Source organism: Mongoliimonas terrestris (genome assembly GCF_001927285.1).
In the GTDB taxonomy this organism is placed as follows: Bacteria; Pseudomonadota; Alphaproteobacteria; order Rhizobiales; family Pleomorphomonadaceae; genus Chthonobacter; species Chthonobacter terrestris.
Genome location: NZ_MSIG01000004.1, coordinates 370,088 through 391,612, shown reverse-complemented (window position 1 = coordinate 391,612; position 21,525 = coordinate 370,088). Strand labels below are relative to the sequence as shown.

Here is a 21,525-nt window from a genome sequence, read left to right as displayed (position 1 = left end):
GCTCACGCCGGACGGCCGACCCGCTGCACCGCCATCAGCGCGCCGCCGGCGAGAAGGCCCCAGAAGGCGGCACCGATGCCGAAGAAGGAGAGGCCCGAGGCGGTGGTCACGAAGGTCACGATGGCCGGAATGCGATCGTCGTCCCGGGCGAGCGCGGTCGCGAGAGCACCGGCGAGGCTGCCGAGTAGCGCAAGGCCCGCCACGGCCTGGATGAGGAGCGGCGGCGACGCGGCGATGAAGGCCGCGGCGGCGGGCGAGAAGACCGCGATGACCAGATAGGCGCAGCCGGCGGCGACGCCGGCGATCCAGCGCCGGGCCGGGTCCGGATGAGCTTCGGGGCCGGCGCAGAGCGCGGCCGTGATGGCGGCGAGGTTGACGGTGTGGCCGCCGAACGGCGCCGCGACCGCGCTGGCGATGCCCGTGGCGACGAAGAGGGGCGGCACGTCCGGGCTGTAGCCGTTGGCCCTCAGGACGGCGAGCCCCGGCACGTTCTGGGACGCCATGGTGACGATGAAGAGCGGTATGGCGATGCCGATGACCGCATCGAGCGTGAAGACCGGCAGGACCAGGACCGGCCTCGGCCAGATGTCGGCGAGCGCGCCCTCGGGAAGCGGCGTCGCCACCGCGATGATGACGGCGGTCACCAGGGTGGCGATCGGCACCGCCCAGAGCCGGGCGAAGCGCATCGCGAGGGCCCAGGTCAGGACGATCGGCAGCGCCAGGGCCGGCATGGCGCCGACCGCCCGCATGGGGGCGAGGCAGAGATCGAGGAGGACACCCGCCAGCATGGCGGCGGCGAGCGGCATCGGGATGGCCGCGACGGCGCGCCCGAACGGCTTCACCACGCCTGCGGCGACGATGAGGCCAGCCGTGACCAGGAAAGCGCCGACGGCGACCGGGAATCCGCCCACCGGCGCGCCGGTGGCGACGAGCAGCGCCGCGCCGGGCGTCGACCAGGCGATCACGATCGGCATCCGCGTGCGCGCGCTCAGCACCGCTGAGAGCACCATGGCGAAGCTGACGGCCATCAGGCCGCTCGCTGCTTCGGCAGGCGATGCGCCCACCGCCGCGTAGCCGGCGAGCACGATGGTGAAGGCGCTCGCGAAGCCGACCACGGCAGCGAGGAGCCCGGCACTGACGGGCTGCATCCAGCCGGCATCGGGTGCGCGATCGTCGGAGGCGGAGGTGGTCACGGGCGGCGCGAGGTCCTGGCGGGCGGGCGGGAGGTGCGACGCCGTTCGACGGGACGCATGCGCCTTCCTACCGCGTCAGAGCCGGACGGCGCCAGAGGCCTGGCGCCGAAGCCGCCCGCACCGGTGCGGACGCCCGGTCGGGACCCGCGGTCACTCGCGCGCATCCTGCTCGATGAAGGCGGCGAGCCGTTCCGACTGGCCCCTGGCGAACAGGGCGTAGGTGAGCGCGATGAGGACGAGGAGAACCGCTGCGGTGACCGGTGCAACCCAGTCGCCGCTCGCCACCCGCGCGACGATCAGCAACAGGCACACGAGGGCGCCGAGGATGGGCACCACCGCCGGCACCTCGAAGCGGCCCCGGCGTTCCCCCGGCCGGCGCTTCAGCACCAGGAGCGCGCCGTTGACCACCACGAACACCGTGAGGAGGAGGAGCACGGTGGCGGAGGCGAGCGTGGCGATGTTGCCGATGAGGGCGAGCAGGCCGGCGATGACGAAAAGGACGGCGATCGCAACCACCGGCGTGCGGCGCACCGGATGCACCGTGCCGAGCGCGGCCGGCAGCAGGCCCTGGCGCGACATGCCGTAGAGGAGGCGGGAGGCCATCACGTAGTTGACGAGCGCCGTGTTGGAGACCGCGAAGATGGTGATGGCGGTGAAGGCCCCGCCTGGGAACCAGGGTGCGGCACGGGCCACCACGGCGGTGAGCGGCCCGTCGGCAGCGGCAAGTTCGCGCCAGGGCAGGACCGAAACGGCGGTGACCGCGATCGCCATGTAGATGGCCGTCGCCGCCAGCATGGAGGCGATGAGGGCAATCGGCACGGTGCGTTCCGGGTCCTTCACCTCCTCGGCGACGTTGATGGTGTCCTCAAAGCCGATGAAGGAGAAGAAGGTCAGGATGGCGCCCTGGAGGACGAGGAGCATGAGCGAGGCGTCGACGGCGCCGCTGTCGCCGGGCGGGAACTCCAGGAGCGACTGCTCGCCCCACCAGCTGATGCCGACCGCGATGACGAAGAGAAGGCCCGCCGCCTCGACGACCGTGCAGACCGCGTTGGCCCAGAGCGATTCGGCGATGCCGCGAAAGAGGATGCCGGCAACGAGGAGGAGGAAGCCGAGGGCCAGCACGGACACCGGCACGCCCTCAAGGCCGAAGGCGCCGATCAGGTTGCGGGCGACCACGTTGGACTGGGTGGCGATGGAGGTGAGGCCGGAGCAGGCGACCGCGAGCCCGACCACGTAGGAAAGGAGCGGCCGACCATAGGCCCGGTGCACCACATAGGCCGCGCCGGCGGCCTTCGGGTAGCGCGAGGCGATGGACGCGTAGGAGAGCCCGGTGAGAAGGGCCGCCACCATGCTGACCAGAAAGCCGATCCAGATGGCGCTGCCGAGAACGCCGGCGGCCTCGCCGACAAGGCCGTAGATACCGGCGCCCAGCATGCTGCCGAGGCCGTAGAGGGTGAGCTGGACCGTGCCGATGGAGCGGACGAGGGTCGGCTTGCCGGTACCGGCCGGCGCAACGGGGGATGCTTCGGACGCCATCGCCTGACTTGAGACCTCCTGAAGGGCCGAACGGCTGGTCGTCGGTTGAAAACATCCGGATCGGCGGCCAGTTCCGGCGACGGCAGAGGTCGTACGCCGAATTCTTGCCCACGCGCAACCACTTGGCCGCGCGCCGGAGTGGCGATCGCACCCGCCTGGTCAGAGCAGCCGCCGTGGTTGCAGGCCCTGCGGATGCGCGGATCGCTGTTATAAGGATTTCGATATGTTAAACGGCCGATTCGTCATTAGACGGTTATAACTGGGTGCGCCTATCGTGTGCCGGTCATAAGAACCGGGCGGCCTTGCCGATCCGGTCGACACGAGGAAACACCCGTCGAGCCGCCGCTCCGCGCGCGGTCGACCGCCAAAAGACGACCCGGCCATCAGCGACGCGGCATCGGTTCCGCGGACGATCCCTCATGGCCGGATGATCGGGAGGGACTATCCATGATTAGGAAGACGCTTCTCGCCGGTGTCGCGCTCGCCGCCGGCCTCATGGCCGCCGGCGCCGCCGGGGCCGCCGACCTCACCATCGGCTTCTCGCAGATCGGATCGGAATCCGGCTGGCGGGCGGCCGAGACCACCGTCTCCAAGATGGAAGCGGAAAAGCGCGGCATCGACCTCAAGATCGCCGACGCCCAGCAAAAGCAGGAGAACCAGATCAAGGCGATCCGGTCCTTCATCGCCCAGGGCGTGGACGCCATCTTCCTCGCCCCGGTGGTCGCCACCGGCTGGGATTCGGTGCTGGAAGAGGCCAAGGACGCCGAGATCCCGGTGGTTCTCCTCGACCGCACGATCGACACCAAGGACGACAGCCTCTACCTGACGGCCGTCACCTCCGACACGGTCTACGAGGGCCGCGTCGCCGGCGAGTGGCTGGCCAAGACGGTGGGCGACAAGGACTGCAAGATCGTCGAGCTGCAGGGCACCGTCGGCTCGTCGCCCGCGATCAACCGCAAGAAGGGCTTCGACGAGGCGATCGCCGCCCACTCCAACCTTTCCATCGTGCGCTCCCAGACCGGCGACTTCACCCGGACCAAGGGCAAGGAAGTGATGGAGAGCTTCATCAAGGCGGAGAACGGCGGCAAGGACATCTGCGCGGTCTACGCCCACAACGACGACATGCAGATCGGCGCCATCCAGGCGATCAAGGAAGCCGGCCTGAAGCCGGGCACCGACATCCTGCTGGTCTCCATCGACGCTGTGCCGGACATCTTCAAGGCGATGGCCGAGGGCGAGGCGAACGCCACCGTGGAGCTGACGCCGAACATGGCCGGCCCGGCGTTCGACGCGGTGATCGCGTTCAAGGAGAACGGCACGGTGCCGCCGAAGTGGATCCAGACCGAATCCAAGCTCTACCTGCCGGACACCGCGCAGGCCGAGTACGAGCGCCGCAAGGACCTCGGCTACTGAGACGGCGGGGCGGCCGCCCCGCCGCCCTTCCTTCTCTTTGCCGACCGATTCGGCGCCTCGGAGCGCTTGCCGACCCGGTCGCTCGACGGGGTCGGTAAGCGCCCCCGGCGGCGGATCTTCGGGGCGGTCAGACCGCCCTCCCCCGCCCCGGACGCCGGCCGTCGCCCTCCATGCGGCGGCCGGTTCGGCGCGGCCGGACCACCGGCGGACCGGCGACGGCCAAAGGTGCCGGACTGTACCGGACGACTTCAGCACGGGACGACCTCATGGCGAGCGACGCACCGCTCCTCGGCCTCTACGGGCTGACCAAGACCTTTCCGGGCGTGAAGGCGCTCGACGGCGTGGATTTCTCCCTGAAGGCCGGCGAGGTGCACGCGCTCCTCGGCGAGAACGGCGCCGGCAAGTCGACGCTGATCAAGGTGCTGACGGGGGTGCACAGCCGCGACGGCGGCGAGATCCGCCTCGACGGCGTGCCGATCCACCCACGCGACGCGGCGGACGCCCAGCGGCACGGGATCGGCACCGTCTACCAGGAGGTGAACCTCCTGCCGAACCTGACGGTCGCCGAAAACCTCTCCATGGGCCGCGAACCGACCCGCTTCGGCTTCACCGACCGGCGGGCCATGCGCCGGCACGCGGCGGCGCTGCTCGGCGCCTACGGCTTGGGGTCGGTGGATCCGGAGTCGACGCTCGGGGAGCATTCGGTGGCGGTCCAGCAGATCGTCGCCATCGCCCGGGCGGTGGACCTCTCCGGCAAGGTGCTGATCCTCGACGAGCCGACCGCCAGCCTCGACGCCAGCGAGGTGCGCGTGCTGTTCGACGTGGTGCGGTCGCTGAAGGCGCGCGGCATCGGCATCATCTTTGTCACCCACTTCCTCGACCAGGTGTTCGCCATCGCGGACCGGGCGACGGTGCTGCGGAACGGCCGGCTGGTCGGCACCCGTGCGACCGCCGACCTCGACCGGCTGTCGCTGGTGGAGATGATGCTCGGCCGCGAACTGAAGGACGAGACGCTGAAGCGGCACCGCACCCAGCGGGCGGCGGCCGAACCGTTCGCCACCTTCGAGGGCTACGGCCGGCGCGCCTATGTGCAGCCGTTCGACCTCGCCATCCGCCCCGGCGAGGTGGTGGGCGTCGCGGGCCTCCTCGGGTCTGGCCGCACGGAGACGGCCAAGCTGATCTTCGGCGTCAAGGAGGCCGACAGCGGCCGGGCTATAGTGGACGGCAAGCCGGTGCGCATCGCCTCGCCGCGGACCGCCGCCGCGCTCGGATTCGGCTTCTGCCCGGAGGACCGCAAGACGGAGGGCATCGTCGGCGACCTGTCCGTGCGGGAAAACATCATCCTCGCCCTCCAGGCCCGGCGCGGCTGGCTGAAACCCCTGAGCGGGCCGGAGACGCGGGCGATCGCGGACAAATTCGTGAAGCTCCTCGACATCCGCACCACGGACGCGGAGAAGCCGATCCGGCTTCTCTCCGGCGGCAACCAGCAGAAGGCGCTCTTGGCCCGGTGGCTCGCCACCGAACCGCGCTTCCTGATCCTCGACGAGCCGACGCGCGGCATCGACGTCGGCGCCCACGCGGAGATCATCCGCCTGATCGAGCGGCTCTGCGACGACGGACTGGCGCTTCTGGTGGTGTCGTCGGAGATCGAGGAGATCGTCGCCTATGCGGACCGGGTGGTGGTGATGCGCGACCGGACGCAGACGGGCGTGATCGAGGGCGACGGCGTGACCGTGGAAGGCATCGTGCGGGCGATCGCCGCCGAGCATGCCGCAAGGCATGGGGAGGTGGCGTCGTGACGCTGGCCCGCCCGTTCCGCGCCCTGCCGGCGGCAACGCCGCAGATCCTCACCTTCGCCCTGGTGCTCTTCGCCAACTGGCTCGTGTTCCCGGACTTCTTCGATCTTCGCCTGCAGGACGGACGTCTCTTCGGCAGCCTGATCGACGTCCTGAACCGGGGGGCACCGGTGGCCATCCTGGCGATCGGCATGACGCTCGTCATCGCCACCAAGGGCGTCGACCTGTCGGTCGGCGCCGTGATGGCGATCGCCGGCGCGGTGGCGGCGACGCTCGCCGCGGACGGCCATTCGCTGCCGGTGATCGTGCTCGCGGCCCTCGCCGTCGGGCTCGCCTGCGGGCTCTGGAACGGCATCCTGGTGGCGGTGCTCGACATCCAGCCGATCATCGCCACGCTGATCCTGATGGTGACCGGGCGCGGCATCGCCCAGCTGGTGACCGAGGGCCAGATCGTGACCTTCACCCACGAGGGGCTGATCGCGGTGGCCGGGGCCTCGCTCCTCGGCCTGCCGATGCCGGTGGTGATCGCCTTCGCGCTCGCGGGACTGGCGGCGGCGCTCGTCCGCTTCACCGCCCTCGGGCTCCTGATCGAGGCGATCGGCATCAACCGCACGGCGGCGACCTACGCGGGCGTCGACAGCCGCAGCGTGCTGATCGCCGCCTACGCGGTCTCCGGCCTCGGAGCCGCGGTGGCGGGCCTGATCGCGGCCTCGGACATCCGCGGTGCGGACGCGAACAATGCTGGGCTCTGGCTGGAGCTCGACGCCATCCTGGCAGTGGTAGTGGGCGGCACGTCGCTGTTCGGCGGACGCTTCTCCATCCTTCTGTCGCTCGTCGGCGCCTTCGTCATCCAGGCGATGAACACCGGCATCCTCCTCTCCGGCTATCCGCCGGAGATGAACCTCATCGTCAAGGCCACGGTGATCGTGCTCATCCTCATCGTGCAGTCGCCGGCCGCCAGCCGCATGAAGACCTTCCTCCGACCGCCGGAGAGCCGCCGATGAACCCGCGCACGCTGCCGCTTCTGGCAACCCTCGGGGTCTTCCTCCTCGCCTACGCGCTCTGCGCGCTGCAGTTTCCCGCCATGCTGTCCACCCGCGTGGTGGCGAACCTTCTGACCGACAACGCCTTCCTGGGGATCGTGGCGGTCGGCATGACGTTCGTGATCCTCTCCGGCGGGATCGACCTCTCCGTCGGCTCGGTGATCGCCTTCACGGGCGTCTTCCTCGCCGTCACCATCCGTGCGGGGCTCGACCCGGTGGCGGGATTCATCCTGGTGCTGGCGATCACCACGGCCTTCGGGGCGGTGATGGGGGCGATGATCCACTATCTGGAGACGCCGCCCTTCATCGTGACGCTCGCCGGCATGTTCCTCGCCCGGGGCGTCTGCTTCCTGATGACGACGGATTCCATTCCGATCGACCATCCGGTCTACGACACGCTCACGGGCCTTTCCTGGCGCATCCCGTCCGGCGGGCGGCTGTCGCTGATCGGCGGCGTGATGGTGCTGGTCTTCATCGCCGGCATCGTGCTCGCCCACCGCACGCGCTTCGGCACGGCGGTCTACGGGCTTGGCGGCAACCGCACCTCGGCGGAGCTGATGGGCGTGCCGGTCGCCCGCACGACCATCCTGATCTACGCGCTTTCCAGCGGCCTCGCCGGCCTCGCCGGGATCGTGTTCTCGCTCTACACGTCCGCCGGCTATTCGCTGGCCGCGACCGGCGTGGAGCTCGACACCATCGCGGCGGTGGTGATCGGCGGCACGCTCCTGACCGGCGGCGTCGGCACCGTGGCGGGCACCTTCCTCGGCGTGATGATCCAGGGGCTGATCCAGACCTATGTGATCTTCGACGGCACGCTCTCCTCCTGGTGGACGAAGATCGTGATCGGCGGCCTGCTGTTCGCCTTCATCGTGTTCCAGCGCGGCCTCGTCCACATGGCCGCCCGCCGCCGGGAGGCGGCGCGGCTGGCGACCGGGATGCCGGTTGTCAGTCCGGCAGGATGAAGCGGTAGGCGGTTTCCTGGCGGTAGGTCTCGCCGGGACGGAGGACGACGCTCGGGAAGGCCGGGTGGTGCGGCGCGTCGGGGAAGCGCTGCGGCTCCAGGCAGAAGCCGTCGTTCACCTGCGGCACGCGGCCGGAAAGCGTCGCGGCGGGCGTTGCGATCATGTTGCCGTCATAGACCTGCAGGCCGGGCTCAGTGGAGTGGACCTCCAGGGTGAGCCCGGTCTTCGGGCCGCGCACGCGCGCCATCAGCCGCGGGGCCGGCGCGGGCGTTTCGGCGACGACGAAGTTGTGGTCGTAGGCGACCGTCTGGCCGGTGGCCTCGTGGAAGCGGCGCGGCGCGCGGAAGTCGAACGGCGTGCCCGCGACGGGCGCCAGAACGCCGGTCGGGATCAGGTCGGCATCGACAGGCGTGTAGGTCTCCGCCGGGATCATGGTCTCGTGGGCGGTGATGTCGCCGGCGTCGTCGAGGTCGAAATAGCTGTGGCCGGCGAGGTTGACGAGGGTCGGCCGATCGGTCGCGGCGGTCATGACGAGATCCGCCGACCGGGCGCCGAGCCGGTAGGTGACGGTGGCGGTCAGCGTGCCGGGGTAGCCCTGGTCGCCGTCCGGCGAGACGAGGCTGAGATGCGCCTCGTTGGCGGTGGCGCCGTCGAGGGTCCAGAGCCGCTGGTCGAAGCCGTCGACGCCGCCGTGCAGGTGGGTGCGCCCCTTCTCGTTCAAGGTGAGCTGGTGCTCCACCCCGTCGAGGGTGAAGCGGCCGTCGCGGATGCGGTTGGCGCAGCGGCCGGCGATGCAGCCGAAGTAGTTGGAGTGGGCGAGATAATCCTCAAGGCGCGGATAGCCGAGGACGACGCGCCGCCAGCCGCTGGGGGTCTCCACCTCCAGGTCACGGAGGACGGCACCGTAGGTGAGGACGGACGCCCGGATGCCGTCGCCGACGAGCCGGATCTCGTGGACGGCGCGGCCATCCGGGAGGGTGCCGAAGGGGCGGACGTCGGACATGGAGCCTCAGGGGTGGGGGAGAAGAAGGGAAAGCGTGGGTGGTCCGCCTGCGCGGACCATGACGGTGGAGGGTGATGGGAGCTGGCGGAGCCACACTCGCCTCGCTCGTCATGGTCCGCGCAGGCGGACCGCCCACGCTTTTGTTCAACGCCGACCGTCAGGCCAGCGTGTAGGCGGTCTTCACCTGGGTGAAGAACTCGCGGGCGTAGCTGCCCTGTTCGCGTGGGCCGTAGCTGGAGCCTTTGCGGCCGCCGAAAGGGACATGGAAGTCGACGCCCGCGGTCGGCAGGTTCACCATCACCATGCCGGCGTCGGCGTTGCGCTTGAAGTGGGTGGCGTGCTTCAGGCTGGTGGTGCAGATGCCGGACGAGAGGCCGAACGGGGTGTCGTTGGCAACAGTGAGCGCCTCGTCGTAGTCCTTCACCCGGATCACGGCGGCGACCGGGCCGAAAATCTCCTCGCGGGCGATGCGCATGCTGTTGGTGACCTCGGTGAAGAGCGCCGGCTGCAGGTAGAAGCCCTCGCTCTCCCGGTTCAGCCGCTCGCCGCCATAGGCGAGCGTGGCGCCCTCGGCGCGGCCGACCTCGATATAGCGCATGTCCTGGGCGAGCTGGCTCTCGTCCACCACCGGGCCGATGTGGGTGCCGGCCTTCAAGGCGTCGTCGACCACGAGGCCGTTCAGGCGCTCGGTGACGGCGGCGACGAAGCGGTCGTGGATGCCCTCGGTGACGATGAGGCGCGACGAGGCGGTGCAGCGCTGGCCGGTGGAGAAGAAGGCGCCATTGACGGCGGTCTCCACCGCGATGGCGAGGTCCGCGTCGTCGAGGACGACGAGCGGGTTCTTGCCGCCCATCTCCAGCTGCACCTTCTTCATGGTCTCGCCCGCGATGGCGGCGGCGGCGACCCGGCGGCCGGTGGAGACCGAGCCGGTGAAGGTGATGGCGGTGACGTCCGGATGGTCGAGGAGCCGCTGGCCGACCACCGAGCCCTTGCCCATGACGAGGTTGAGGACGCCGGCCGGCACGCCGGCGCGGACCAGGATGTCGACCAGCGCGTGGGCGGAGCCGGGCACCAGTTCGGCAGGCTTGAACACGACGCAGTTGCCGTAGGCGAGCGCCGGGGCGATCTTCCAGGCCGGGATGGCGATCGGGAAGTTCCAGGGCGTGATCATGCCGATGATGCCGAGCGGCTCGCGCGTCACCTCCAAGCCGACGCCGGGACGCACGGACGCCACGGTCTCGCCGGAAAGGCGCACGGTCTCGGCGGCGAAGAACTCAAAGATCTGGCCGGCGCGGGTGACCTCGCCGATGCCCTCTGCAAGGGTCTTGCCCTCCTCGCGCGACAAGAGGCGGCCGAGTTCCTCCTTGCGGGCGAGGATTTCGGCGGCGGCCTTCTTCAGGATCTCGTGCCGGGCGTAGGGCACCGAGCGCGACCAGGCCGGGAAGGCGGCCTTGGCGGCGGCGACGGCCGCGTCCACGTCGGCGGCGGTGCCGCGGGCGAAGTCGCCGACCGTGTCGGCGAGGTTGGACGGATTGACGTTCGGGGCGGCCTCGGAGGCGGCGACCCATTCGCCGGCGATGAAGTTCGAGAAGGGGGCGGTCATGGGGGGCTCCTTCAGAGGGCGCGGACGGCGGGAACGCCGGCCGGGGCCTGGCCGACCGCGTTGCGCAGGGGCAGGCCGAACGGCGGCGCGGAGATTTCGAAAACGTCGCCCGGCTCCGTTCGGATCCCGTCGGAGAAGGAGAGCGTGGCGGTGCCGAAGTAGTGCACGTGCACGTCGCCGGGGCGGCGGAACAGGCCGTACTTGAAGTGGTGGTGCTCCAGGTTGGCGATGGCGTGGCACATGTTGTCCTCGCCGGAGACGAACGGCTTCTGCCAGCGGATGCCCCCGCCCCGCAAGATGCGCGAGACGCCCGCCACGTGTCCAGGCAGCGGCCCGACCAGGATCTCCGGCCCGAAGGACGAGGCGCGCAGCTTGGAGTGGGCGAGGTAGAGATAGTTCTCCCGCTCGGTCACGTGGTCGGAGAATTCGTTGCCGAGGGCGAAGCCGAGGCGGAAGGGCGTGCCGTCCGGCCCGATCACGTAGAGGCCGACGATCTCCGGCTCCTCGCCCGCGTCGAGGGCGAAGGACGGCGACGGCAGCGGCTGGCCGGGCGCCACCACGGTGGAGCCGTCGCCCTTGTAGAACCACTCCGGCGCGACGCCGGTCTGGCCGGGAGCCGGCTTGCCGGCCTCGATGCCCTTCTTGAACATCTTCATGCTGTCGGTGAGCTTGGACGGATCGGCGAGGTCCTTGTGCATCTTGTCCCGCCCCTCGGCGCTGCCGAGGTGGGTGAGGCCGGTGCCGGTGATGTAGGCGTGTGCAGGGTCCGGATGGTCGAGCGGTACCAGCATGCGCCCATCGCGGAGGACGGCCTCGAGATCCACCGGCTCGGCGCCGGCAAGACGCGCCGACACCGCCGCCGCAAGGCGCTGCCCGGCCCCGATGGCCTCCAGGGCGAGCGCGTGAGTGGAGGCGACGCCCGGCACCACGACGGCCGAACCGTCGTCGAGCACGGCCGCGACCCGGCGCTCGCCGGTTTCAAGGCGGAACTGGGAGAGACGCATGGGGCAATCCTTGGATGCTGGGGGATGGGCGTGGTCGGTCCGTCCCTGAACGGGATGCGGGGCGAAGGGCGCGGACACGGTGGTCGTCAAGGCCCGGATGCCGGGTCCGGTGCGGGAGCCGGAACCGTTGCGGGGTGCGCGTTCCCCGCCCGGCCGTCACTTGTTCTTGTTGTAGACGTCGAGGAAGACGGCGGCGAGGAGCACCAGGCCCTTGATGACCTGCTGGTAGTCGATGCCGACGCCGAGGATGGACATGCCGTTGTTCATCACGCCCATGACGAAGGCGCCGATCACCGCGCCGATGACCTTGCCAACGCCGCCGGACGCGGACGCGCCGCCGATGAAGACGGCCGCGATCACGTCGAGTTCGAAGCCGAGGCCGGCCTTCGGCGTCGCAGTGTTGAGGCGGGCGGCGAAGATGAGGCCGGCGAGGCCGGCGAGCAGGCCCATGTTGACGAAGGTGAGGAAGGTCAGCCGCTCGGTCTTGATGCCGGAAAGGCGGGCCGCCTTCTCGTTGCCGCCGAGGGCGTAGATGCGCCGGCCGACCGTCGTGCGGTTGGTGACGAAGGTGTAGAGGGCGATGAGGAGCGCCATCACGATGAGGACGTTCGGCAGGCCCTTGTAGGTGGAGAGGAGGTAGGCGAAGTAGGCGATGAGGCCGGCGAAGATGGCGTTCTTGGCGACGAAGAAGCCGAACGGCTCGTTCTCCACCCCGTGCTTCAGGGCCGTCGCCCGGCTCTTCACGTTGACCACCACCATCACGGCGGCAAGCCCGATGCCGATGAGGAAGGAGGTGATCTTCAGCGTCTCGCCGGCGAACACGTCGGGGATGAAGCCGGAGGAGAGGAGCTGGAACTCCTTCGGGAAGGGGCCGACCGACTGGCCGGCGAGGAGCGCGAGCGTCAGCCCCTTGAACACCAGCATGCCGGCGAGAGTGACGATGAAGGACGGGATCTTGTAGAAGGCCACCCAGTAGCCCTGCGCCGCCCCGATGAGGGCGCCGACCGCCAGGCACGCGATGGTGGCCGGCACGTAGTGCACGTCCCACTGCACCATCATGACGGCGGCGAGCGCGCCGACGAAGCCCACCACGGAGCCGACCGACAGGTCGATGTGGCCGGCCACGATGACGAGCAGCATGCCGAGCGCCATGATGACGATGTAGCTGTTCTGCAGGATGAGGTTGGTGACGTTGAGCGGCTTCAGGAGCGTGCCGTTGGTCAGCACCTCGAACAGCACCATGATGGCGAACAGCGACAGCATCATGCCGTATTCGCGGATGTTCGCCTGCAGGAAGCCCGTGCCCGACGGGCGGGACGGGGGCGGCTTCAGAGCCTGGGCGGGCGTGCGCTGGTCCATGGAGGTCATCCCGTCTTCTTCATCGTCGACTGCATGATGGATCGCATGATCGCCTCCTGGGAGGCCTCGGCCGCCGTGAAGGCGCCGACGAAGGCGCCTTCGTTCATCACCAGGATGCGGTCGCACATGCCGAGGAGTTCCGGCATCTCCGAGGAGATCATGATGACCGCCTTGCCCTCGTCGGCGAGCCTGTTGATGATCGAGTAGATCTCGTACTTGGCGCCGACGTCGATGCCGCGGGTGGGCTCGTCGAGGATGAGCACCTTAGGCCCGGCGAACAGCCACTTGGAGAGGACGACCTTCTGCTGGTTGCCGCCGGAGAGGTTGACGGTCTGCTGGTAGACGCTGGCGCAGCGGATGGCGAGGGTCTGGCGGTAGCCGGAGGCGACCTGGAGCTCGCGCATGTCGTCGATCATGCCGCCGGTGGAGACGCCGGGCAGGTTGGCGAGGGTGACATTGCGCACGATGTCCTCGGCGAGCACCAGGCCGAGGGTCTTGCGGTCCTCCGTCACGTAGGCGAGGCCGGCGGCGACCGCCTTCTGGATAGTGGAGACGTCGACCGGCCGGCCTTCCATCTCCACTTTGCCGCTGATGCGCTTGCCGTAGGCGCGGCCGAACAGGCTCATGGCGAGTTCGGTGCGCCCGGCGCCCATCAGGCCGGCGATGCCCAGCACCTCGCCGCGGCGGACCTCGAAGCTCACGTCCTTGATGACGACCCGCTCCTGGTGGATCGGGTGGTGCACGCGCCAGTCCTTCACGGCAAGGATGGGTTCGCCGATCTTCGGGTTTCGCGGCGGATAGCGGTCGGCGAGCGGGCGGCCCACCATGGCGCGGATGATGCGGTCCTCGCTGATGGTCTCGGCCCGGCAGTCCAGCGTGTCCACGGTGGCGCCGTCGCGGATCACCGTGATGCGGTCGGCGACCTTGGAGATCTCGTTCAGCTTGTGGCTGATCAGGATGGAGGCGATGCCCTGCGCCTTGAACTCCAGCAGAAGGTCGAGGAGGGCGGCGCTGTCGGTCTCGTTGAGGCTGGCGGTCGGCTCGTCGAGGATGAGGAGGCGCACTTCCTTGGAGAGCGCCTTGGCGATCTCCACGAGTTGCTGCTTGCCGACGCCGAGATGGGTGATCAGCGTGTCCGGGCTTTCCTTCAGGCCCACCTTGGCGAGCAGATCCTGGGTGCGGCGGTAGCGCAGCGACGTGTCGATCACCCCGAAGCGGGCCGGCTCGTTGCCGAGGAAAATGTTCTCCGCGATGGAGAGGAGCGGCACCAGGGCGAGTTCCTGGTGGATGATGATGATGCCGATCCGCTCGCTGTCCGCGATGGTGTGGAAGCGGCGCTCCTCGCCGGCGAAGTGGATGGCGCCCTCGTAGCTGCCGTGCGGATAGACGCCGGACAGCACCTTCATGAGCGTGGACTTGCCGGCGCCGTTCTCGCCGACGACCGCGTGGATCTCGCCGGCCTCCACGGTCAGGTTCACGTTCACCAGCGCCTTCACGCCCGGGAAGGACTTGCTGATTCCGCGCATGTCCAGGATGGCGCCCATGGCTTCGCGGCTCGTCTCGGTTGGGGTTGCTGCGGTCGCGACGACGGGCGGCGTCGGCCGCCGCCCGCGTTGGTGAGGTCGCCTTGCGGCTTCGAGGGTTCCGTCCGGCCGGGCCGGACGGCGCGGATCAGTTGATCTGCGATTCCTCGTAGTAGCCGCTGCCGATCAGGACGTCCTTCCAGTTGGACTTGTCCACCGACACCGGCTTCAGGAGGTAGGACGGCACGACCTTGACGCCGTTGTCGTAGGTCGTGGTGTCGTTGATCTCCGGCGTGCCGCCGCCGAGGAGCGCGTCGACCATGCCGACGGTGACCTTGGCGAGTTCGCGGGTGTCCTTGAAGATGGTGGAGCGCTGCTCGCCGGCGAGGATGGACTTCACCGACGGCACTTCCGCGTCCTGGCCGGTCACCACCGGGAAGGGCTGGTCCGGCGAGCCGTAGCCGACGCCCTTCAGCGACGACAGGATGCCGATCGAGAGGCCGTCATAGGGGGAGAGGACCGCGTCCACCTTCTTGTCGGTGTAGTAGGCCGACAGGATGTTGTCCATGCGGGACTGGGCGACCGCACCGTCCCAGCGCAGGGTGCCGACCTTGTCCATGCCCATCTGGCCGGACTGCACGACGAGCTTGCCGCTGTCGATGTAGGGCTGCAGCACGCTCATGGCGCCGTTGTAGAAGAAGAAGGCGTTGTTGTCGTCCGGCGAGCCGCCGAACAGCTCGATGTTGAACGGACCGGCGGCGTTCTTCAGGTCCAGTTCGCTTTCGATCGACTGGGCCTGCAGCACGCCGACCTGGAAGTTGTCGAACGTGGCGTAGTAGTCGACGTTGGCGCTGTCGCGGATGAGGCGGTCGTAGGCGATGACCTTGATGCCCTGGTCGGCGGCTTGCTGCAGGGCGTCCGACAGGGTGGTGCCGTCGATCGCCGCGATGACCAGGACCTTCACGCCCTTGGTGATCATGTTCTCGATCTGGGCGAGTTGGTTCGGGATGTCGTCCTCCGCGTACTGCAGGTCCGGCTGATAGCCGCGCGCGGTGAACTCCTTGACCATGCTGTCGCCGTCGGAGATCCAACGGGCGGACGACTTGGTGGGCATGGAAATGCCGACGGCGCCCTTGTCCTGAGCGTAGGCATCCTGCGTGAGCGACACGCCGGTGAGCGACAGGGCTCCGAGCGCGAGCGCTGCGACGAGCGTCTTCAGTGAAGTCATGGGTTCCCCTCCCCTTCTGGTCTGTCTTCTTCGTGGGCGCCGACACCTCCTTGAGGCGGCGGGCCTGTTTTCGGCCAAACGGCGCTTTGATCACGGCGCGCCGGCGTTCGGCCTCTCCTCGCGGCGCCGGATGGGAGACGGTCGGCGCGCGGCGCCAGACCCATCCCTCGACCCCCCTGCCCCGTCGACCTGCGGCCTCCTCCGATCGGTCGATAGGGCGCCCTGACCATAGGAGCGCGGACGCATAACGGTCTAATGATAATTCAAGCTCTTGCTATATCAAAAAGCGTATGGATAATTCCGACTTCGGGGGGAGTTTCGAGACCATGGGCATGGACACATCGGACGCGGACGACGAGCCGTCCGGCGGACGCCTGCGGCCGGTGGCCGGCACCCGGCAAGGCGGGGCCGGACAGCGCGGCAGCCACGGCGAGCGGCTGCTGCGCACCGGGCTGAAGCTCCGGCACCTGAACCTCCTCGTGGCGCTCGACGATCACCGCAAGCTGCACCGGGCCGCCATGGCGCTGAACCTGTCGCAGCCGGCGGCCTCCAAGATGCTGGGCGAGATCGAGAAGATCGTCGGCGTGCCGCTGTTCGAGCGCCTGGCGCGCGGCGTGGAGCCCACCTGGTACGGCGAGGCGCTGATCCGGCGCACCCGCACAGTGCTGGCCGAACTCGGTCAGGCGGGCGAGGAGATCGCCGCGCTCCGCGCCGGCGAGGGCGGCACCGTGGCGGTCGGATCCGTGATGGCGCCGGCGGTGGAGACGGTGGTGAGCGCCATCCAGGCGGTGCGCCGCCGCCTGCCGCAGTTGCAGGTGAGCGTGGACGTGGAGACCTCCGACGTGCTCGCCGAGCGGCTGCTCGCCTCACGGCTCGATTTTGCGATCGCGCGCATTCCGAACGGCATCGACCCGGAGCCGTTCGACTACCGGGAGATCGGCCCGGAGGAGGCGTGCCTCCTGGTGCGGGCCGATCACCCGCTCGCCAGCAAGGAGCGGGTTTCGGCCGGCGACCTGCACGACCAGGAATGGGTGCTGCAGCCGCGCGGCTCCCTGCTCCGGCGCAGCGTGGAGGTGATGATGCGCCGCCACGGCGTGCCGCCGCCGACCCGCGTGGTGGTGACCGGCTCCATCCTGATGACGCTGGTGATGGCCGCCAAGACCGACGCCATCGCGCCGCTCGCCATCCCGGTGGCGGAGCTTTTCCTGTCGGCCGGCAGCTTCCGCCTCTTGCGGCTGGAGGACCCGGTGGCGGTGGAGCCCTACGGCCTCATTAAGGTCAAGGGTCGCGCGCTGTCGCCAGCGGCGTCCGTGCTCTACGCGGCAATCGAGGAAGAGGTGTTCCGGCCGGCGGGATGAGGCAAGATGCGTGGATGGTCGGCCTGACGCCGACCATGACGGTCGCGGGTGGGGTGATTGGCGGAGGTGTCCGCCGGTCTCGGGAAGCGGGGCTGAACCACCGCCGTCATGGTCCGGTTCAGCCGGACCACCCACGCATTGGGCCGATGGAAATGCGTGGACGGCCGGCCTGACGCCGATCATGACGGTCGCGGGCGCGGGGAGATGGGCTCGGAGCGAGCCGCACACAGGGCCGGCTGCTCCGCCCCCGCGCCCCCTCCCTCCCCTGCTCAATGGCTGTCGCGGAGCACCGGGGTGCCGGACTTGCCGACGAGGAAGTCGAAGTCGGCGCCTTTGTCGGCGCCCATGACGCGTTCCACGTAGAGGCGGGCGTAGCCGCGCTCGGGGAGCGGCGGGGCGGTCCAGTCCTTCAGGCGGGCGGCGAGGTCGGCGTCGGAGATTTCCAGAGTGAGCGTGCGGTTCGGCACGTCGAGGGCGATGATGTCGCCGTCGCGCACCACGGCGAGCGGGCCGCCGGCGGCCGCTTCCGGCGAGGTGTGGAGGACGACGGTGCCGTAGGCGGTGCCGCTCATGCGGGCGTCGGAGAGACGCACCATGTCGGTGATGCCCTTGCGCAGCACCTTCGGCGGCAGCGGCATGTTGCCGACCTCGGCCATGCCCGGGTAGCCCTTGGGGCCGCAGTTCTGCAGCACCATGATGCAGGTCTCGTCGATGTCGAGGTCCTCGTCGTTGATGCGGGCGCGGAAGTCCTCGATGGAGGAGAAGACGACCGCCCTGCCCCGGTGGACGAGGAGGTGCGGGCTCGCGGCGGACGGCTTGATGACGGCGCCGTTGGGGGCGAGGTTGCCCTTCAGGACCGCGATGCCGGACGACGGCTTGAACGGCGCCTCGTAGGGGGTGATCACCTCCCGGTTCCAGCATTCCGCGTCGCGGACCGCCTCGCCGACGGTCTCGCCGGATACCGTGAGGGCGGCGGGGTCGAGGAGGCCGGCGTCGAGCAGCTCGCGCATCACGGCGGGCAGGCCGCCGGCGTAGTAGAAGTCCTCCATCAGGTGGCGGCCGGACGGCTGCATGTCGACGATGCAGGAGACGTGGCTGCCGATTCGGTCCCAGTCGGCGAGGTCGAGCTCGACGCCCATGCGGCCGGCGATGGCGAGGAGATGAATGACCGCGTTGGTGGAGCCGCCGATGGCCGCGTTGGTGCGGATGGCGTTCTCGAAGGCCGCGCGGGTGAGGATCTTCGACATGACGAGGTCGTCCTTCACCATCTGGACGATCCGCCGGCCGGTGAGCTGGGCGTAGGTGTTGCGGCGGGCATCGACCGCCGGGATCGCCGCGCAGCCGGTGAGGCTCATCCCCAGGGCCTCGACCATGGAGGCCATGGTGGAGGCGGTGCCCATGGTCATGCAGTGGCCCTTGGACCGGTGCATGCAGCTTTCCGTCGCGGTGAACTCGTCATAGGTCATGCGGCCGGCGCGCATCTCCTCGGTCATCTGCCAGATGCCGGTGCCGGAGCCGAGCTCGCGGCCCTTGTAGCGGCCGGTGAGCATGGGACCGCCGGAGAGCCCGATGGTCGGCAGATCGCAGGAGGCGGCGCCCATGAGCAGCGACGGCGTGGTCTTGTCGCAGCCCATCAGGAGCACGATGCCGTCGAGCGGGTTGGCGCGGATGCTCTCCTCCACGTCCATGGCGGCGAGGTTGCGGAACAGCATGGCGGTCGGCCGCATCTGGCTCTCGCCGGTGGAGAGCACCGGAAACTCCAGCGGAAAGCCGCCGGCCTCGTAGACGCCGCGCTTCACCCATTCGGCGAGCTCGCGGAAATGGCCGTTGCATGGGGTGAGGTCGGACCAGGTGTTGCAGATGCCGATCACGGGCCGGCCGTCGAACATGTCCGCCGGGGTGCCCTGGTTCTTCATCCAGGTGCGGTACATGTAGCCGTTCTTGTCCCGGCGGCCGAACCATTGCGTGCTGCGCAGCTTCTTCTCGTCGGCCATCGTCCGGATCCTCGACCCCTTTCGCGCCTTGTCGGCGCTCTTCGGCGAAGACCGTACGCCGGCCAATCGATAACCGTCCAATTCGGTTTCGACCCTAAGTCATGCCGTTTTGGTGATGGATGGCGCGGCCTTGGCAAGCGTGGGCGTAAACACGACATGACGTCGGGATCGGACCGGGCTGCAGCGGCGTTGTCCGTGGGACCGCATCCAACACCCTTCGGAGAGGCTAACCATGGACATCCTTCGCATCCTGATCGCCATCCTGCTGCCGCCGCTCGGCGTGTTCCTGCAGGTCGGCATCGGCCTTCATTTCTGGCTGAACATCCTGCTCACCCTCCTCGGCTACATCCCCGGCATCATCCACGCGATCTGGGTGATCGTGCGGAAGTAACCGCGCGCACCCGGCCATCCCGGCGCGGGCGGCGGACGACGGGCGAGAACGATCCGGCCCCGGCCGCGTTCGCTCTTCGACATCGCCGTCCGAACAACGTCGTCCGTAGAACCGCCGGGACCACCGCCATGATCGAAGACCTCTGGTACAAGAACGCCGTCTTCTACTGCGTGTCGGTGGAGACCTTCATGGACTCCAACGGCGACGGCGTCGGCGACTTCGAGGGCCTCACACGACGACTGGACTACCTGCACGGGCTGGGCGTCACGGCGATCTGGCTGATGCCGTTCCAGCCCTCGCCCGGCAAGGACGACGGCTACGACGTGAGCGACCACTACGGGATCGACCCGCGCTACGGCACGCTCGGAGATTTCGTGGAGTTTGCCCACGGGGCCAAGCAGCGCGGCATGCGGGTGATCATCGACCTCGTGGTCAACCACACGTCCGACCAGCACCCGTGGTTCCAATCGGCCCGCTTGGATCCGAAATCGCCCTACCGGGACTGGTACGTCTGGTCGAAGACCAAGCCCAAGGACGCCGACGAAGGCATGATCTTCCCCGGCGTGCAGGTCACCACGTGGACGAAGGACGCCAAGGCGGGCGCCTACTACTTCCACCGCTTCTACGACCACCAGCCGGATCTCAACACCGCCAACCCGCACGTCCAGGCGGAGATCCTGAAGATCATGGGCTTCTGGCTGGAACTCGGGGTCTCCGGGTTCCGCATGGACGCGGTGCCCTTCGTGATCGCCGAGAAGGGCGCCGGCATCGAGAAGCCGAAACAGCAGTTCCAGATGCTGCGCCTGTTCCGCCAGTTCATCCAGTGGCGGCGCGGGGACAGCATCGTGCTCGCCGAGGCGAACGTGGCGCCGGAGGAGACCATCAACTACGTGGGCGACGACAGCGACCGCCTGCAGATGATGTTCAACTTCCACGTCAATCAGAACCTCTTCCTGGCCATGGCGACAGAGCGGACGGAGCCGCTGGTGAAGGCGCTGATGGAGACCCGCGGTCTGCCGGACACCGCCCAGTGGGGCCTGCATCTGCGCAACCACGACGAACTCGATCTCGGCCGGCTGGCACCCGAGGACCGGGACAAGGTGTTCGCCGCCTTCGGTCCGGAGGAGACGCACCAGCTCTACCACCGCGGTATCCGGCGCCGGTTGGCACCCATGCTGGACGGCGACGAGCGGCGGCTGAAACTCGCCTACTCGCTGCTCTTCACGCTGCCGGGGGTGCCGGTGATCCGCTACGGCGACGAGATCGGCATGGGCGACGACCTCTCGCTGCCGGAGCGCTACTGCGCCCGCACGCCGATGCAATGGTCGGACGAGCCGCACGGCGGCTTCACCAAGTCGGACACGCCGGTGATGCCGGTCATCACGGACGGCCCCTACGGCTACCCGCATCTCAACGCCGCCTATCAGCGGCGGAACGCCGACAGCCTGCTCAACTGGCTGGAGCGGATGATCCGCATGCGCAAGGAGATCCCGGAGGTGGCATGGGGCGACCTGGTGCCGGTGGACACCGGGGCGGAGGCCATTCTGGCCCTTCGCTACGACTGGCGCGGCAACAGCGTGCTCTTTCTCCACAACCTTTCTGCCAAGCCGTGCGAAGTGCATTTCCGCACCGGCCTCGACGACAAGCCGCTGGTGGATCTTCTTGGCCACGACCATCGGAAGCCGGACGACGGCAACACGTTCAGCGTGCTGATGGAGCCCTATGGCTTGCGCTGGTACCGGGTCGGCGGCCTGGACTACCTGCTGACCCGCAGCGAAATCTGACGCCGAATCATCGGGGTCGATGGCGCGAAGACCTGTTCCGGCCGACACGGGCCGGCGAGCAGGTTCGTCCCCGACCGGGACGCGCCCGCAATGCCGCACGCGCGTCGTTCAAGGGCCGGGCGCGGCGACAGGACTGCGCGCCGCAGACGGCCGATCCCCCGTTGTCGCAACGCGATAGAAGATCTCAAGCATTCAATGCACCCTTCACACATGGGCACCGAGCAGGAGCGACGTCGGCAGCGAGCGAATGGTATTAATACGCTCGTATCAAAATCTTATACTCACTGTTAATTGTTGGAAGACCTACAATGTTTTGTTGATCGCAGTCCGGGCGG

16 protein-coding genes are annotated in these 21,525 nt (G+C 68.9%); 7 read left to right on the top strand and 9 right to left on the bottom strand.

What is annotated here, in order from left to right:
- Positions 1 to 2 precede the first annotated feature (2 nt).
- Together BUQ68_RS08300 and BUQ68_RS08295 are read right to left on the bottom strand one after the other, a co-directional pair.
- Positions 3 to 1,148 (bottom strand): benzoate/H(+) symporter BenE family transporter, encoded by a 1,146-nt coding sequence (locus BUQ68_RS08300; RefSeq protein WP_075215518.1) that lies wholly within the window; start codon positions 1,146 to 1,148, stop codon positions 3 to 5.
- Positions 1,149 to 1,343: 195 nt separating this feature from the next.
- On the bottom strand, positions 1,344 to 2,729 hold the full coding sequence (locus BUQ68_RS08295; RefSeq protein ID WP_075215450.1) for an APC family permease: 1,386 nt from the start codon (positions 2,727 to 2,729) through the stop codon (positions 1,344 to 1,346).
- 447 nt (positions 2,730 to 3,176) lie between these two features.
- On the opposite strand from BUQ68_RS08295, the gene ytfQ reads away from it, so the two are divergent.
- The 4 genes from ytfQ (at position 3,177) to yjfF (ending at position 7,943) form a co-directional block, all read left to right on the top strand.
- Positions 3,177 to 4,142, top strand: a complete 966-nt coding sequence (ytfQ, locus tag BUQ68_RS08290) for a galactofuranose ABC transporter, galactofuranose-binding protein YtfQ (protein WP_075215449.1) — start codon at positions 3,177 to 3,179, stop codon at positions 4,140 to 4,142.
- 266 nt (positions 4,143 to 4,408) lie between these two features.
- Positions 4,409 to 5,941 (top strand): galactofuranose ABC transporter, ATP-binding protein YtfR, encoded by a 1,533-nt coding sequence (gene ytfR / locus BUQ68_RS08285; protein ID WP_075215448.1) that lies wholly within the window; start codon positions 4,409 to 4,411, stop codon positions 5,939 to 5,941.
- 2 nt (positions 5,942 to 5,943) lie between these two features.
- On the top strand, positions 5,944 to 6,942 hold the full coding sequence (locus tag BUQ68_RS08280) for an ABC transporter permease (protein ID WP_075215517.1): 999 nt from the start codon (positions 5,944 to 5,946) through the stop codon (positions 6,940 to 6,942).
- Positions 6,939 to 7,943: a galactofuranose ABC transporter, permease protein YjfF gene (gene yjfF, locus BUQ68_RS08275; protein WP_075215447.1), complete on the top strand. Its 1,005-nt coding sequence runs from the start codon at positions 6,939 to 6,941 to the stop codon at positions 7,941 to 7,943. Before BUQ68_RS08280 ends, yjfF begins: the two co-directional genes overlap by 4 nt.
- Here the strand turns inward: yjfF and BUQ68_RS08270 are convergent.
- From BUQ68_RS08270 to chvE, 6 genes are all read right to left on the bottom strand, one after another.
- A complete protein-coding gene (locus BUQ68_RS08270; RefSeq protein ID WP_075215446.1) occupies positions 7,927 to 8,946 on the bottom strand; it encodes an aldose epimerase family protein in 1,020 nt (339 codons plus the stop codon). The genes yjfF and BUQ68_RS08270 overlap by 17 nt on opposite strands.
- Before the next feature lie 157 nt (positions 8,947 to 9,103).
- Positions 9,104 to 10,549 (bottom strand): aldehyde dehydrogenase family protein, encoded by a 1,446-nt coding sequence (locus BUQ68_RS08265; protein WP_075215445.1) that lies wholly within the window; start codon positions 10,547 to 10,549, stop codon positions 9,104 to 9,106.
- 11 nt (positions 10,550 to 10,560) lie between these two features.
- A complete protein-coding gene (araD1, locus tag BUQ68_RS08260; RefSeq protein WP_075215444.1) occupies positions 10,561 to 11,553 on the bottom strand; it encodes an AraD1 family protein in 993 nt (330 codons plus the stop codon).
- A 156-nt stretch (positions 11,554 to 11,709) separates the two neighbouring features.
- Positions 11,710 to 12,912, bottom strand: coding sequence for a multiple monosaccharide ABC transporter permease (mmsB, locus tag BUQ68_RS08255; RefSeq protein WP_075215516.1), 1,203 nt, complete (start codon positions 12,910 to 12,912; stop codon positions 11,710 to 11,712).
- A gap of 5 nt (positions 12,913 to 12,917) precedes the next feature.
- Positions 12,918 to 14,456 carry a multiple monosaccharide ABC transporter ATP-binding protein gene (mmsA, locus tag BUQ68_RS08250; protein ID WP_075215443.1) on the bottom strand — a complete coding sequence of 513 codons (1,539 nt, stop codon included), beginning with the start codon at positions 14,454 to 14,456 and terminating at the stop codon, positions 12,918 to 12,920.
- A gap of 127 nt (positions 14,457 to 14,583) precedes the next feature.
- Positions 14,584 to 15,663 (bottom strand): multiple monosaccharide ABC transporter substrate-binding protein, encoded by a 1,080-nt coding sequence (gene chvE, locus BUQ68_RS08245; RefSeq protein ID WP_075215442.1) that lies wholly within the window; start codon positions 15,661 to 15,663, stop codon positions 14,584 to 14,586.
- Positions 15,664 to 15,995: 332 nt separating this feature from the next.
- Between chvE and BUQ68_RS08240 the strand changes: the two genes are divergently transcribed.
- Complete coding sequence (locus BUQ68_RS08240) at positions 15,996 to 17,021, top strand: LysR family transcriptional regulator (protein WP_083656406.1); 1,026 nt, start codon at positions 15,996 to 15,998, stop codon at positions 17,019 to 17,021.
- Between the two features lie 269 nt (positions 17,022 to 17,290).
- Here BUQ68_RS08240 and BUQ68_RS08235 read toward each other — a convergent pair whose 3' ends face one another.
- Positions 17,291 to 19,015 (bottom strand): IlvD/Edd family dehydratase, encoded by a 1,725-nt coding sequence (locus BUQ68_RS08235; protein WP_075215441.1) that lies wholly within the window; start codon positions 19,013 to 19,015, stop codon positions 17,291 to 17,293.
- A gap of 232 nt (positions 19,016 to 19,247) precedes the next feature.
- Here BUQ68_RS08235 and BUQ68_RS08230 point away from each other — a divergent pair, with 232 nt between their 5' ends.
- On the top strand, positions 19,248 to 19,406 hold the full coding sequence (locus BUQ68_RS08230; RefSeq protein WP_075215440.1) for a YqaE/Pmp3 family membrane protein: 159 nt from the start codon (positions 19,248 to 19,250) through the stop codon (positions 19,404 to 19,406).
- Positions 19,407 to 19,534: 128 nt separating this feature from the next.
- The gene (locus BUQ68_RS08225) at positions 19,535 to 21,190 is read left to right on the top strand and encodes an alpha-amylase family protein (RefSeq protein WP_075215439.1); all 1,656 of its coding nucleotides are present in this window, start codon (positions 19,535 to 19,537) and stop codon (positions 21,188 to 21,190) included.
- Positions 21,191 to 21,525 lie beyond the last annotated feature (335 nt).